The organism is Microbispora corallina (genome assembly GCF_016863035.1).
GTDB lineage: Bacteria > Actinomycetota > Actinomycetes > Streptosporangiales > Streptosporangiaceae > Microbispora > Microbispora corallina.
In genome coordinates this window covers 1-12,293 of sequence record NZ_BOOC01000013.1, presented here as the reverse complement: position 1 = coordinate 12,293, position 12,293 = coordinate 1, and the positions used below count along the sequence as shown (strand labels likewise).

Below are 12,293 nucleotides of genomic sequence, written 5' to 3'. Positions count from 1 at the left end.
TTACCGTGGATGAAGTCGCACGTGGACGGCGGTGCCGCGTGCGCCGGGGACGGGGGTCCAAGGTCCCGGGAAGGGATGACCTTCGCCGCTCCCCGCTCACACCCGTACGGCGGAAGGCTGAGGGTGAAGGAGGACGGGTCATGGCGATGACCGTCAGAGACGTCATGAACAGGTTCGTGGTGGCGGTCGAGACGAGCGCGTCGTTCACGGACATGGTGACGGCCATGTGCCGGTTCCACGTCGAGGCCGTCCCGGTGGTCGACGCCGACAGGAGGGTGGTCGGGATGATCTGCGACGACGACCTCCTGCTGCGGGAGATCGACAGACGCCCCGGCGACCTGCTCTTCGAGGGACCGGCGCGCCGCCGCGAGCGCCGCCGGGCCGGCGGGCGGACGGCCGGCGAGATCATGACGAGCCCGCCGATCACCGTCACGGAGGACACCGACCTCAGAAGGGCCGCCTGCCTCATGCACAGGAACAGGGTGAAGCAGCTTCCCGTCGTCGACGGCGGCACCGGCCGGATCATCGGCGTGCTGCGCAAGGCCGACCTGCTCCGGGCGTTCTGCCGGTCGCCCGAGGACATCCGCGACGACGTCCAGGCGGTGGTGCGGCGCCACGCGGTGCACGTCGACATACGGGTGGAGGACGGCGTGGTGGTCCTTTCGGGAACGGTGGACCGCCGCTCCGGCATCGCCCCCCTGCTGGAGGAGGTCGGGAAGGTGGACGGGGTGGTGGACGTGACCTGCGACGTCACGTTTCTGATCGACGATCTCGAGCGGCCGGCGGCGCCGGGCCGGCGCCGAGAGGAAGGCGGGGCGTCATGGACGTGGAGACCATGACCGCGGCCGACGTGATGAGCAGGATCCTCGTCACCGTCGAGCCGGACGAGTCGCCGCTGATGGCGTGGGAGCTCATGCGCCGGGCCGGGGTGCACCACCTGCCGGTGGTCGGTCCCGACTCCCGCGTGCTGGGCGTGCTGTGCCGGGAGGACCTGGCCAGCCACTGGTCGGGCGGGCCGGCCGAGCAGTCCGAGGCGGGCGTTGGGCGGCTGGTGCTCGGCCAGCCGTGCCGGCACGCGCGGTCGCAGACGCCGCTGCGCGACGTCGCCGCGATGATGATCGACTCGGACCTGAGCGTGGTGCCGGTGGTCGACCCCTCGGGCGTCCTGGAGGGACTGGTGACCGCCACCGACGTGCTGAGGGCGGTCGCCGGGAGGGTCGTCCGCGTCGAGCGTGCGGGCGACGTCAAGGGGGGCCTGTTCCGGCTGGAGCCGGTCCTGCCTCCCGGCTCGTGACACCCGCCCGGGTCCCCGGAGGCGGCGCGCCCTCCCGCTCGGCCGGCCGTCCGTGGACGGCGGCCGAGCGGACGTGGTCGGGTGTTCGCTGCGGTCGCGGTGACGCGGCGGACGCGGTCAGGACATCAGGAGGACGGCCGCGCCCTCGACGCGGTCGGCGGCCAGGTCGGACAGCGCCCGGTCGGCCTCCTCGAAGGCGTAGGGCGTGGTGGTCACCCGGGGCCGGTGCTCGGCCGCCAGCCTGAGGAACTCGCGGCCGTCGGCCCGGGTGTTGGCCGTGACGCTGCGCAGCGTCCGCTCCTGGAACAGGTGGCGCCGGTAGTTCAGCACCGGTATGTCGGTGAGGTGGATCCCCGCCACCGCCAGCGTCCCGCCCCGGTCGAGCGCCTCCAGCGCCACCGGCACGAGATCGCCGACGGGCGCGAACAGGATCGCCGCGTCCAGGGGTTCGGGCGGCGGGTCGGCGCTGCCGCCCGCCGAGGCCGCGCCCAGCCGGCGGGCCAGCTCCCTGGCCGCCGCCGACCTCGTCATGACGTGGACGGTCGCGCCCTCGGCGATCGCGATCTGCGCGGTCAGGTGGGCCGACGCCCCGAAGCCGTAGATCCCGAGCCGGCCGCCCGGGGGCAGGTCGGCCCGCAGCAGCGCCCGGTACCCGATGATCCCCGCGCACAGCAGCGGCGCGAGCTCCTCCGCCGGCTCGTCCTCGGGCAGGGGGTAGACGTAGGCGGCCGGGGCGGTGAGGCGGCGGGCGTAGCCGCCGTCCGCGTCCCATCCGGTGTACGTGGACATCGGGCACAGGTTCTCCGCCCCGCGGAGGCAGTAGCGGCATACCCCGCAGGTCGAGCGCAGCCAGGCCACGCCCACCCGGGAGCCCGGCGGCGGGCCCTGCGCGTCCGGCCCGAGCGCCTCGACCCGTCCGACGACCTCGTGTCCGGGGACCGTCCGCGGCCGTCGCGGCGGCAGGTCGCCCTCCGCCAGGTGGAGATCCGTACGGCAGACCGCGCACGCCTCCACGCGGACGAGCAGCTCGCCGGGGCCCGGCTCCGGGTCGGGGAGCCGGGTCCGCTCCAGGGGACGCGTGGCGACGGGCCCGGGACGGGCCACCACCCAGGCGTCCACTACGCGTGCCGGATCCGGCGGCCGCTGATGTCGACGGGCGCGATCCTGATGTACAGCTCGCGTTCGCCGCCCGCCCACGACTCGACCCCGGACGCCTCGGCCTCCGCCCGGTCCCGGTCGGTGATGTGGTGGGCCCCGCCGCGGACGAGCACGCTCCACCCCTCGCGGGTGCTCTCGTCGATGTGGTCGACCTCGAAGGCGACCATGAACTCCGCGCCCTCCACGCCGGTGCGCAGGTCGGTGTCCATCGGGCCGCCCAGGGCCGTGCGGAACAGGACGGCGTTGTCCTCGATCGTGTAGTTGACCGGGAGGATCACCGGCCCGGCGGGGTTGTTGAAGGCCACCCGGCCCACGCCGCCGGGGGAGATGAGCCGCAGGCAGTCGTCCTTGTCCAGGCGCTCAAGCCGCGGCATCCCGGCGGGGAGCGGCTCGCCGGGCTCGCTGAGAGGGCTGGTGAATTCCGTCATGAGAAACCTCCAGAGGCACACAAGGGCGCGCGGGACCAGCATCCGTCCCGTGGCCCGCCGCCGGGCACCGCCTTCCGTCACCGGTGCCCGGGACGAAGGGCCCTGACCGCCCTTGGGCGCCGCTTGCCGTAATCGGTCCTTTAACCGCATGCCCCCTGTGGGCACCAACGTCACATGGAAGTGCTGAGCAGCCGCATACTCCTGCGCCCCGCGGACCGGGCGGCGTGCCGCCGCTTCTACCGCGACGTCCTGGGGCTGGCCGTCTACCGGGAGTTCGGGCCGCCGGAGGACCCGGGGGTGGTGTTCTTCCTCGGCCAGGGGTTCCTGGAGATCTCCGGGCGGTCGTCCGGCGGGCCCGGGGCGGGCCTGCAGATCTGGCTCCAGGTCCGCGACGTCCATCAGGAGCACGAGAGGCTGGTGGAGGCGGGGGTTCCCGTGGTCCGGCCGCCCCGGATGGAGCCGTGGGGGCTGCTGGAGATGTGGATCGAGGACCCCGAGGGCACGGCCATCGTGCTGGTGGAGATCCCCGAGGGCCACCCGATCCGCCGCGACCAGCGGTCGTTCTCCCCGCGGCCCGCCTGACCTCCACCTTCGTGCCGTCCTGCCGATTTGAAGAATTTTGCAATTCAAGAAATGATGCAGGCGGCGACAAGGAGAGGGGACGGGGTGGAGGAGTTCACCGCGGAGCTGCGGGCCCGCCTGCGGGAGGCCCGGCGGGAGCTGCGCCGGGCCCGCGAGAACGGCGACGAGTACGACGTGCAGGTGGTGTCGGGCCGCCTGGACACCCTGGAACGACTCGCGACCGAGCACGGCATCGACCCGGCCGGCGACGAGGCCTGATCGCATGCCGGTCCCCCTTTATCAGGCCAAGGCCGAGTTCTTCCGCACGCTCGGCCATCCGGTCCGCATCCGGGTGCTGGAGCTGCTCAGGGACGGCCCCCGTCCGGTCAGGGAACTGCTGACCGAGATCGAGGTCGAGCCGTCCAACCTGTCGCAGCAACTCGCCGTCCTGCGCCGTACCGGGCTGGTGAACGCGGTGCGGGAAGGCGGCAGCGTCGTCTACTCGCTGTCCACGCCCGACGTGGTCGACCTGCTGGCGGCCGCCCGGCGGATCCTCACCGACATGATCGCCGACCAGGGCGAACTGCTGGCCGAGCTGCGGGCGGAGGCGGCCGAATGACGCCCTGGGCGGCCCGTGCGGCGCGGCTGCTCCCCTCGCTCGCGGACTGGCGGCCCGCCCGGCGGGCGCCCGGCCGCGACCTGCTCGCCGGACTCACCGTCGCCGTGGTGGCGCTCCCGCTCGCGCTGGCGTTCGGGGTCGGGTCCGGGCTGGGGGCTCAGGCGGGCCTGGCCACCGCCGTCGTGGCGGGGGCGCTGGCGGCCGTGTTCGGCGGGAGCAACCTCCAGGTGTCCGGGCCCACGGGCGCGATGACCGTGGTGCTGGTCCCGATCATGCGGAGTCACGGGCCGTCCGGCGTGCTCATGGTGGGCCTGCTCGCGGGGGTCGTCCTCGTGGTGCTCGCGCTGGCCGGGGTGGGCCGGTACGCCCGGTACATGCCCACCCCCGTCATCGAGGGGTTCACCGCGGGGATCGCCGTCGTGATCGCCCTGCAGCAGGTGCCCGCCGCGCTGGGCGTGAGCGGGGCGTCGGGCGAGCGGGTCTGGCAGGTCGCCGCGGACGCGGCCGTCCGGTTCGCCCGCGATCCGCGTCCCGTGCCGCTCGTCATGACCCTCGCCGTCGCCGCGGCCATGCTCGCCGGGGCCAGGTGGCGGCCGACCGTGCCGTTCTCGTTCGTCGCGGTGGTGGTGGCGACGGCGGTGGCCGAGGTGGCGAGGCTCGACGTGGCGAGGATCGGCGCGCTGCCCGTCGGCCTGCCCGTGCCGTCGGCGGGGTTCCTCGACCCCGGCGCCGTGGGGACGCTGGTCCCGGCGGCGCTGGCGGTGGCCGCGCTCGGCGCCGTCGAGAGCCTGCTGTGCGCCTCGGTGGCCGACGCGATGAGCGTGGGTGAGCGGCACGACCCGGACAGGGAACTCTTCGGTCAGGGGCTCGCCAACATCGCGGCTCCCCTGTTCGGCGGCGTCCCGGCGACGGCCGCCATCGCCCGTACGGCCGTCAACGTGCGGTCGGGGGCCCGGTCGAGGCTGGCCGCGCTCACGCACGCGGCGGTCCTGGCCGTGATCGTGTTCAGCGCGGGCGGCCTGGTCGGCCGCATCCCGCTGGCCGCGCTGGCCGGGGTGCTGGTGGCGACCACCGTCCGCATGGTGGAGGTGGGCTCGCTGCGCGCCGTCGCGCGCTCCACCCGGGGCGACGCCGCGGTCATGGCCCTCACCTTCTCGGTGACCGTCGCCCTCGATCTCGTCACGGCCGTGGCGGTGGGGGTCGGAGTCGCGATCGTGCTGGCCCTGCGCGCCGTCGCCCGCAGCGTCCGGGTCGAGCAGGTGCCGCTGGAGGCCGGGGACCACGGCGACGAGGAGCGCCAGCTCCTGGCCGAGCACATCGTCGCCTACCGGTTCGACGGACCGCTGTTCTTCGGCGCGGCCCACCGGTTCCTGCTGGAGTTGTCCGAGGTGGCCGACGTCCGGGTGGTCATCCTGCGCATGTCGCGCGTGTCGACGATCGACGCGACCGGGGCGGGGGTCCTCGGCGACGTGATCTCCCGTCTGGAGGGTCGGGGGATCGTCGTCCTGTTGTCCGGCATCCGGCCCGGGCACGACGGGGTCATCGGCCGTCTCGGAGTGGCCGGGCATCTGTGGCGGGACGGCCTCGTCCTCCCCGACACGCCCGCCGCGATCGCCCGTGCTCGTACGCTCATCGGGCGCACCCCGAAGGGTGTGGTCGCCCCTCTGGGGCCCGTACGCTTCGAGTGAGACGAAAGTAGCCGTATTACCTACCAAAAATGTGGGACTATGAGGCATGAGCTCGTGGCCACGCGCTGAGACGCCGATGACCGCCGCCATCATGGCCGCGCGCTGGGTGCGGTCGGCGGCCGTCGACGACGAGTCCGGACGGCACTGGCTGGCCAACCCCGATCCCCGGGGCCGGTCGGCGAGGGCGGGACATCCGTCGTCCCTTTATGCGGGCGCCGCCGGGATCGTGCTGTTCTTCCTGGAGCTCGCGGCGGCCACCGGGCACCAGGCGTACCTCGACGACGCCCGGGCGGGCGCCCGCTACCTCGCCCGTACGTGGCCGGAACAGGCCGACCTCACGCTGTACCACGGGCTGGCCGGCGCGGTGTTCGCGATGGCGGAGACCGGCTGGGCCACGGGGGACGAGGATCTCACCGACGCGGCCCGCGCCGCCGCCGACCAGATCGTTCGGAGCGTACGGCAGATGGGCGACGGCATCGGCTGGACCGGCGACCCCGCCCAGCGCGGCGACGGCGGCATCGTGCTCGCGCTCCTGCACGCGTCCGGCATCCTCGGCGTGCCCGTCTACGAGGAGGTCGCGGTCGAGGCCGGTCAGCGCATCGCGAACCTCGTGGTCCCCGGCCACCGCTTCGGCGGCGACTCCTGCGCGGACCTGCCGGTCGACGCCGTCACGCCGGGGTTCCTGTCCGGCACGGCGGGCACGGCGTTCCTGCTCGCCCGCCTGTACGGCGTGACGGGTGAGGAGCGGTTCCTCGCCGCGGCCCGGCGGGGGGCCGACTTCGTCCGCACGGTCAGCGAGGTGACCGACAAGTGCGCCCTCGTCCCGCACCACGTGCCGCAGGGACGCCGCCTCCACTACCTCGGCTTCTGCTCGGGCTCGGCCGGCGTGGCCCGGATGTTCTACGAGCTCCACCGCGTCACGGGCGACCCGGGCGACCTCGACTGGGTGGAGCGGCTGGCCCACGGGATCGTCCACAGCGGCGTGCCCAACCGGCACACCCCGGGCTACTGGAACGTCGCCTGCCTGTGCTGCGGGACGGCCGGCGTCCTCGAACTGTTCGTCGGCCTGTGGGCCGCCACCGGGCGGGAGCAGTACCTCGACTTCGCCCGGTCGCTCGCGGCCAACCTGATCGGCCGGGCGACCGAGCACGACGACTCGGGTTACCGCTGGTACCAGGCCTACCGCCGGCTGCGGCCCTGGGAGGTCACGGCCGACACCGGCTACATGGTCGGCGCCGCCGGCATCGGCGCCGCCCTCCTCCACCTGGACGCCGCTGGCCTGCCCGCCTCGCCCCGCCGGCTGATCCTCCTGCCCGACAACCCGTTCCCGGCCATTCCCGTCCCCGCCGCCGTTCTCCGCGACGGGCCGGCATAGGCGTTTCCGCCTTGAGGGCTCCCATGGGCTGGCTGTTTGCGCTGAGGTGAAAACTTCTGGGCACCCTGTCGGCGCGCGACCACACTGGTTCAGGTGTGCCCGGGGACCGGCCGCCGGGCGGCGGGGCCGATGCGGCGAGCCGAGGTGGCCTTCTGTCTCCGGCGAGAAAACCGAGCAGAAGACAACGAGCGTCCGCGCGAACACCCCCGGCTCCGGCCGCGTCTGAAAGCACGAGCGTCCGAATGCGCCACGAAGGCGCCGCCGAGTAACGGCTTCACGGGACGCCGGCATGTGACGAGCGCGCGAGCGCTTACCGACGGGAGGACACGATGAGAACGAGACGTGGCGGAGCGACCCTGGCAACCGGCGCGCTCGTCCTGACGGGCGTGTGCGTCGCGCCTTCCGCGCCGGCGCAGGCCGCCGCGGTCGCGGCCCCGCGCGCGGTGGCCGCGGCCACCGGCGTCGCGGCCGCCCGGGCGAGCCACAAATGCGACCGGAGCGACGACAGCAGGAAGTTCGCTCTTCCCGGCAAGAGCGACATCGCCGTCTTCATCAATCACTGCATCTTCAAGGAGAAGTCCGGCGGGAGCTACAAGATCAATTCCTCGATGGTCATTTCGTGGAACGAGGTCGGCCGGCATTTCGGGTCGATGCACAGGTTCAATCACTTCTACGCCTACCTGTACATCAACCGGAGGAAGCACAACCGGTTCGGCGGCGACGAGAACTACAGAAGGACCCGCTGCGACTTCACCGACAACCTCAACGCGCGCCGCAGCGGCAGCGTCGGATGTCAGACCCCGAAGGTGAAGTACAGCTCCAAGTACGACTACTACTCCGATGTCTACGTCGTCGCCGATGTCGCCAGCGACGGCAAGGGCGACATCAACTGGCCTCTCGACAGCTCGTACTCCATCCACTGATCCGCCGCTCCACGCGAGAGTCCACGGGCCGGAGGGCGCGAGCCCCCGGCTCGGCGGGGACGGGCGCCGCCGAGGGTGGGCGGCGTTCGGCGGCGGTACATATGTCACGCCGTTTTCCGTACGTATGAGCCTGTCCGGCGCCGGGCGCGGTGAGCACGCTGGATGGCATGCGACGACTGCTCCCGGCGCTGGCGCTGTTCCTCCTCGCCCCGCTGGTCGCCGAGTTCCTGCTGGGCGACTTCCCGATCACGTATCTGGCCGCCCTGGTCCTGCTCGCCCCGATGTACGGCGGGGGCGCCCTGCTGATCCGCGAGGTCGTCCGGCGGACGGGCCGGGGGTGGCCGTCCATCGTGCTGCTCGCGCTCGCGTACGGGGTGGTGGAGGAGGGGCTCGTCACCCAGTCCCTGTTCGATCCCGATTACGCGGGCGCCCACCTGCTCGATCGGGGATTCGTCCCGGGACTGGGCATCGCCCTGCCCTGGACGCTGTTCGTGCTCGGCCTCCACACGGTCTGGAGCATCAGCGTGCCCGTCGCGCTGGTCGAGGAACTGGCGGGCGAGCGGCGGACGCAGCCGTGGCTGCGCCGCACCGGGCTGGCGGTGACCGCTGCGCTGCTGGTGGCCGGGGCGGCGGTCACCACGCTGTTCACCTACGCGCAGTACCACTACATGGCGCCGGCGCCCCGGCTCGCGGCCGCCGCCGCGGTCGCCGTTGCGCTGGCGGTGCTCGCGTTCCGCCTCCCGGTCGCTGGGCCGCCGGTCGCGCGGCTCAGCGCGGGCCGTGCTCCGTACTCGCGCCTTGCTGCGGGCCGTGTTCCGTCCGCGCGCGTTGCCGCAGGCCGTGCTCCGTACTCGCGCCTTGCTGCGGGCCGTGTTCCGTCCGCGCGCCCGGCGCCGGGGCCGCTGCCGGTCTTCCTGGCGTCGCTCGCCGCGGGGGCGTGTTCATGGTCGCGATGGCCGCACCCGCGGCGGTCGCGGTCGCCCTGCAGGTGGCGCTCTACGCGGCGGCGGCCTGGGCGGTGACGGCGTGGGCGCGCCAGACAGGCTGGGGCGGGGGGCAGCGAGTGGCGCTCGCCGCCGGGGCTCTGCTCACCTACGCCTGGCACGCGTTCCTGTCCCGGCCCGTGGTGGACAGCACCCCGGCCCTGGACCTCACCAGCCACGTCGTGCTCGGCCTCGGCGCGGCGGCGCTCGCGGCCGCGGCCTACCGGTCCGCCCGTCTCCGGCCCCGGCCCGTCGTCTCCCGAACCTGACCCGTCGTCTCCCGAACGCGACCTGCCTGTTCCAGAACGCGACCCACCGGCCCCCCGAGCCCTCGTGCACCGGCTGCCGGGGGCCGCGATGACCGGGCACGACTGAAAATTTCAGCTGTGCGGCCTCATTTGCGCTGATGGAGGGTCGACGACCTCGTACGTTGTTGAATAAACCGGTCAAGTTGACAACGCTTCCGTCCGGTCTTCGACGGAAGGACGGAAGCGACCATGCGACGGAGAGGCGCCATCCTCACCGCCCTCGGCCTGATCGCCGCGGGTGGATTCGCGTTGGTGAACACGCCGGCGGCCGACGCCGCCGTGGCATGCAAGGTCACCTACGCCGCCAGTCAGTGGCAGGGCGGCATGTCCGCCAACCTGAGCATCCAGAACCTGGGCGACCCGATCAACGGCTGGACGCTCACGTTCACGTTCCCCGACAGCGGCCAGAAGGTCGTCCAGGGCTGGTCGGCCACCTGGAGCCAGTCCGGCAGCGCCGTGACCGCCGTCGGCCTGGACTGGAACAAGTCCCTGGCCAACGGCGCCTCGACGAGCATCGGCTTCAACGGCACCTGGACCGGCAGCAACCCCACGCCGACCGACTTCAAGATCAACGGCGTGTCCTGCAACGGCCCCACGCCGTCCCCCAGCCCGAGCCCCAGCCGGACGCCGACGCCCACACCGACGCCCACACCGACGCCGACCCCGACGCCGACCCCGACGCCGACCCCGACGCCGACCCCCACTCCTCAGCCGGGCGCGGCGCCCAAGCTCAAGGTCTCCGGCAACAAGATCGTGAATGCCTCCACGGGCGCCGCGTACCGGCTGCTGGGCGTGAACCGGTCGGGCGGCGAGTTCATGTGCGTCCAGGGCCGCGGCATCTGGGACGGCCCGACCGACAACGCGTCCATCGACGCCATGCTCACGTGGAAGGTGCGGGCCGTGCGCGTCCCGCTCAACGAGGAGTGCTGGCTCGGGCTCGGCAACATCCAGTCCGCGTACGGCGGGACCGCCTACCAGAACGAGGTCAAGGGCTACGTGAGCCGCCTGGTCGCGAAGGGGGTCACGCCGATCGTCGAGATGCACTGGAACTACGGCCAGTACACCGGGCCGTCGTCGGGCTGCTCCGACGTCCACGCCACCTGTCAGAAGCCGATGCCCGACGCGCAGTACGCGCCGCAGTTCTGGACGGGCGTGGCCAACGCGTTCAAGGGGCAGACCGAGGTGGTCTTCGACCTGTTCAACGAGCCGTACCCGGAGCGGGCCACGGGCGGCACGGCCAGCGGCTGGGCCTGCTGGCGCGACGGCGGCACCTGCTCCGGCATCCCCTACCAGGTGGCGGGCTTCCAGACGCTGGTCAACACGGTCCGGGCGACCGGCGCCCAGAACGTCATCATGATCGGCGGCCTGGCCTACTCGAACGACCTCAGCCAGTGGCTCCAGTACAAGCCCACCGACCCGCTGAACAACCTGGCGGCGGCCTGGCACGTCTACAACTTCAACGCCTGCGTCAGCAGCTCGTGCTGGGACAGCCAGCTCGCGCCGGTCGCGGCCCAGGTGCCGCTGGTCGCCGGCGAGATCGGTGAGAACACCTGCTCGCACGGGTTCATCGACCAGGTCATGGCCTGGCTGGACGGCAAGGGAGCGTCGTACCTCGGCTGGACCTGGAACACCTGGGACTGCTCCTCCGGCCCCTCCCTCATCAGCGACTACAACGGCACCGCGACCGGCTTCGGCGCCGGGCTGAGGGCGCACCTCCAATCGGTGTGACCCACCGGCCGTCCCCGCCGTGGCATGCCTTCACCCGTTCCGGGAAGAGGTATGCCACGGCTTTTGCCTGCTTCGTCCGGATCTCTACCTGTTCCAACCCAAAGTAAAATTTCTGTCCTAAATATCGCCTGTTGGGCTCTTCCTGGCTTAGTGTCCGATTACCAAACCGTGACCAGTCAGGAGATCCCCCATTTCCAGCTACGCGGACAACCACCACGACGCCTGGTGGCAGACGGCCTCTGTGGCCGACGGCGTCGCGCACGCACAGTACGACGGCGCGCGGGTCGAGCAGCATCAGGACTCCTCCCTGCTCCCCGCCGCCGCCCAGGACGGGACGGCCGCCCCCGAGCGCATGCTCGCCGTCTCCGCCCCCGCCGGTGAGACCGCGGCCGCGGACGCGACGGCCGGTCACACCGCGTCCGGTTGTCCCGGTGCCGGTGACGAGTTCCTCTTCAAGGGCCACACGACCGCCTCGTACTTCTGGGACGACGGTTCCGGCGTCAACGGCGACACCGGGGCCCCCGCCTCCGGCGAGCCGATGCAGAAGGGTCTCGTGGCGAGCCCGAGCTGGCCGATGGGCACGAAGGGCTACGTCCTGTACGACGGCAAGAAGGCCGACTTCTTCGTCGGGGACCGCGGCCCGGGGGTCCCGTCGAGCAGCGGGGTCATGATCGACCTCGACGGCAAGACGTTCGCGGAGCTGACCGGCGGCACGTGGAACCACGATTCCTACACCGTTCAGGGCGTCGGCGGCATCGGCCACATCGCCGTCCAGTACGTCATCACCGAGTGGGGCTCCGGACCGGGCAAGAAGGGCGCGCCCGTGCCGTTCTCCGATGGCGCGTACGCGATGCGGCACAGCCCGGACCCCTGCCCCCACGCCTCCGCCGCGCCGTCCCCCTCGCCGTCCGAGACGGCGGCGGCGCCGGCGGCTGACCCGTCGGCGTCCGCGCCCGCCGTGGCCAAGGCCGTGGCCGAGAACGCCCCGCGGAACGAGCAGGGATCGCAGGGCGCGGCGGGCGGCGCCGGCAGTCAGGGCGCCCAGGCGGTTCCCGAGACCACGGCCCCGAAGAGCCAGGCGACCGGCGCGGCGACCGGCGACCTCCACACGGTGTCGGCGGTCACCCCCCAGCCGGAGCAGGACCTGCCCGTCCCGGTCGTCTCCACCGCCGTCATCGCCTGCGCGCTCGCCGCCTGCGGCGCGAAGTTGGTCTTCCGCCGCGGATCC

14 protein-coding genes are annotated in these 12,293 nt (G+C 72.8%); 12 read left to right on the top strand and 2 right to left on the bottom strand.

All coding sequences use genetic code 11. The features are described from left to right. Positions 1-140 precede the first annotated feature (140 nt). Both Mco01_RS15430 and Mco01_RS15425 read left to right on the top strand, forming a co-directional pair. Positions 141-839 carry a CBS domain-containing protein gene (locus tag Mco01_RS15430; protein ID WP_204057603.1) on the top strand — a complete coding sequence of 233 codons (699 nt, stop codon included), beginning with the start codon at positions 141-143 and terminating at the stop codon, positions 837-839. Further along, positions 821-1,294 (top strand): CBS domain-containing protein, encoded by a 474-nt coding sequence (locus Mco01_RS15425; RefSeq protein WP_204057602.1) that lies wholly within the window; start codon positions 821-823, stop codon positions 1,292-1,294. The genes Mco01_RS15430 and Mco01_RS15425 overlap by 19 nt, the downstream gene beginning before the upstream one ends. Positions 1,295-1,411: 117 nt before the next feature. On the opposite strand, the gene Mco01_RS15420 is transcribed toward Mco01_RS15425, so the two are convergent. Then, complete coding sequence (locus Mco01_RS15420) at positions 1,412-2,413, bottom strand: zinc-binding alcohol dehydrogenase family protein (RefSeq protein WP_204057601.1); 1,002 nt, start codon at positions 2,411-2,413, stop codon at positions 1,412-1,414. Then, positions 2,413-2,880, bottom strand: a complete 468-nt coding sequence (locus Mco01_RS15415; RefSeq protein ID WP_239103626.1) for a pyridoxamine 5'-phosphate oxidase family protein — start codon at positions 2,878-2,880, stop codon at positions 2,413-2,415. The genes Mco01_RS15420 and Mco01_RS15415 overlap by 1 nt, the downstream gene beginning before the upstream one ends. Before the next feature lie 174 nt (positions 2,881-3,054). Between Mco01_RS15415 and Mco01_RS15410 the strand changes: the two genes are divergently transcribed. The 10 genes from Mco01_RS15410 to Mco01_RS39105 all read left to right on the top strand — a co-directional run. Further along, positions 3,055-3,462: a VOC family protein gene (locus Mco01_RS15410; RefSeq protein ID WP_204057599.1), complete on the top strand. Its 408-nt coding sequence runs from the start codon at positions 3,055-3,057 to the stop codon at positions 3,460-3,462. 84 nt (positions 3,463-3,546) lie between these two features. Beyond that, positions 3,547-3,720, top strand: a complete 174-nt coding sequence (locus tag Mco01_RS15405) for a hypothetical protein (protein ID WP_204057598.1) — start codon at positions 3,547-3,549, stop codon at positions 3,718-3,720. Between the two features lie 4 nt (positions 3,721-3,724). Continuing rightward, positions 3,725-4,060: an ArsR/SmtB family transcription factor gene (locus Mco01_RS15400; RefSeq protein WP_036331514.1), complete on the top strand. Its 336-nt coding sequence runs from the start codon at positions 3,725-3,727 to the stop codon at positions 4,058-4,060. Continuing rightward, on the top strand, positions 4,057-5,748 hold the full coding sequence (locus tag Mco01_RS15395) for a SulP family inorganic anion transporter (protein ID WP_204057597.1): 1,692 nt from the start codon (positions 4,057-4,059) through the stop codon (positions 5,746-5,748). The genes Mco01_RS15400 and Mco01_RS15395 overlap by 4 nt, the downstream gene beginning before the upstream one ends. Positions 5,749-5,824: 76 nt before the next feature. Next, the gene (locus tag Mco01_RS15390; RefSeq protein WP_239103625.1) at positions 5,825-7,123 is read left to right on the top strand and encodes a lanthionine synthetase LanC family protein; all 1,299 of its coding nucleotides are present in this window, start codon (positions 5,825-5,827) and stop codon (positions 7,121-7,123) included. A 329-nt stretch (positions 7,124-7,452) separates the two neighbouring features. Then, positions 7,453-8,046, top strand: a complete 594-nt coding sequence (locus tag Mco01_RS15385; RefSeq protein ID WP_204057595.1) for a hypothetical protein — start codon at positions 7,453-7,455, stop codon at positions 8,044-8,046. A gap of 167 nt (positions 8,047-8,213) precedes the next feature. Continuing rightward, positions 8,214-9,068, top strand: a complete 855-nt coding sequence (locus Mco01_RS15380) for an AF_0692 family protein (protein ID WP_204057594.1) — start codon at positions 8,214-8,216, stop codon at positions 9,066-9,068. Next, entirely contained in the window at positions 8,999-9,298 is a 300-nt protein-coding gene (locus Mco01_RS15375) for a hypothetical protein (protein WP_204057593.1), read from the top strand. Before Mco01_RS15380 ends, Mco01_RS15375 begins: the two co-directional genes overlap by 70 nt. 228 nt (positions 9,299-9,526) lie before the next feature. Then, positions 9,527-11,065, top strand: a complete 1,539-nt coding sequence (locus tag Mco01_RS15370; RefSeq protein ID WP_204057592.1) for a cellulose binding domain-containing protein — start codon at positions 9,527-9,529, stop codon at positions 11,063-11,065. 241 nt (positions 11,066-11,306) lie between these two features. Continuing rightward, the coding region (locus Mco01_RS39105) for a hypothetical protein (RefSeq protein ID WP_239103624.1) at positions 11,307-12,293 on the top strand (987 nt) is incomplete at its 3' end.

What these genes read in the sequence shown, in the direction of transcription:
- Mco01_RS15430 (WP_204057603.1), top strand. Translation starts at nt 141, where the DNA reads ATGGCGATGACCGTCAGAGACGTCATGAACAGGTTCGTGGTGGCGGTC.
- Mco01_RS15425 (WP_204057602.1), top strand. Translation starts at nt 821, where the DNA reads ATGGACGTGGAGACCATGACCGCGGCCGACGTGATGAGCAGGATCCTC.
- Mco01_RS15415 (WP_239103626.1), bottom strand. Translation starts at nt 2,880, where the DNA reads ATGACGGAATTCACCAGCCCTCTCAGCGAGCCCGGCGAGCCGCTCCCC.
- Mco01_RS15410 (WP_204057599.1), top strand. Translation starts at nt 3,055, where the DNA reads ATGGAAGTGCTGAGCAGCCGCATACTCCTGCGCCCCGCGGACCGGGCG.
- Mco01_RS15400 (WP_036331514.1), top strand. Translation starts at nt 3,725, where the DNA reads ATGCCGGTCCCCCTTTATCAGGCCAAGGCCGAGTTCTTCCGCACGCTC.
- Mco01_RS15395 (WP_204057597.1), top strand. Translation starts at nt 4,057, where the DNA reads ATGACGCCCTGGGCGGCCCGTGCGGCGCGGCTGCTCCCCTCGCTCGCG.
- Mco01_RS15390 (WP_239103625.1), top strand. Translation starts at nt 5,825, where the DNA reads ATGACCGCCGCCATCATGGCCGCGCGCTGGGTGCGGTCGGCGGCCGTC.
- Mco01_RS15385 (WP_204057595.1), top strand. Translation starts at nt 7,453, where the DNA reads ATGAGAACGAGACGTGGCGGAGCGACCCTGGCAACCGGCGCGCTCGTC.
- Mco01_RS15380 (WP_204057594.1), top strand. Translation starts at nt 8,214, where the DNA reads ATGCGACGACTGCTCCCGGCGCTGGCGCTGTTCCTCCTCGCCCCGCTG.
- Mco01_RS15375 (WP_204057593.1), top strand. Translation starts at nt 8,999, where the DNA reads ATGGCCGCACCCGCGGCGGTCGCGGTCGCCCTGCAGGTGGCGCTCTAC.
- Mco01_RS15370 (WP_204057592.1), top strand. Translation starts at nt 9,527, where the DNA reads ATGCGACGGAGAGGCGCCATCCTCACCGCCCTCGGCCTGATCGCCGCG.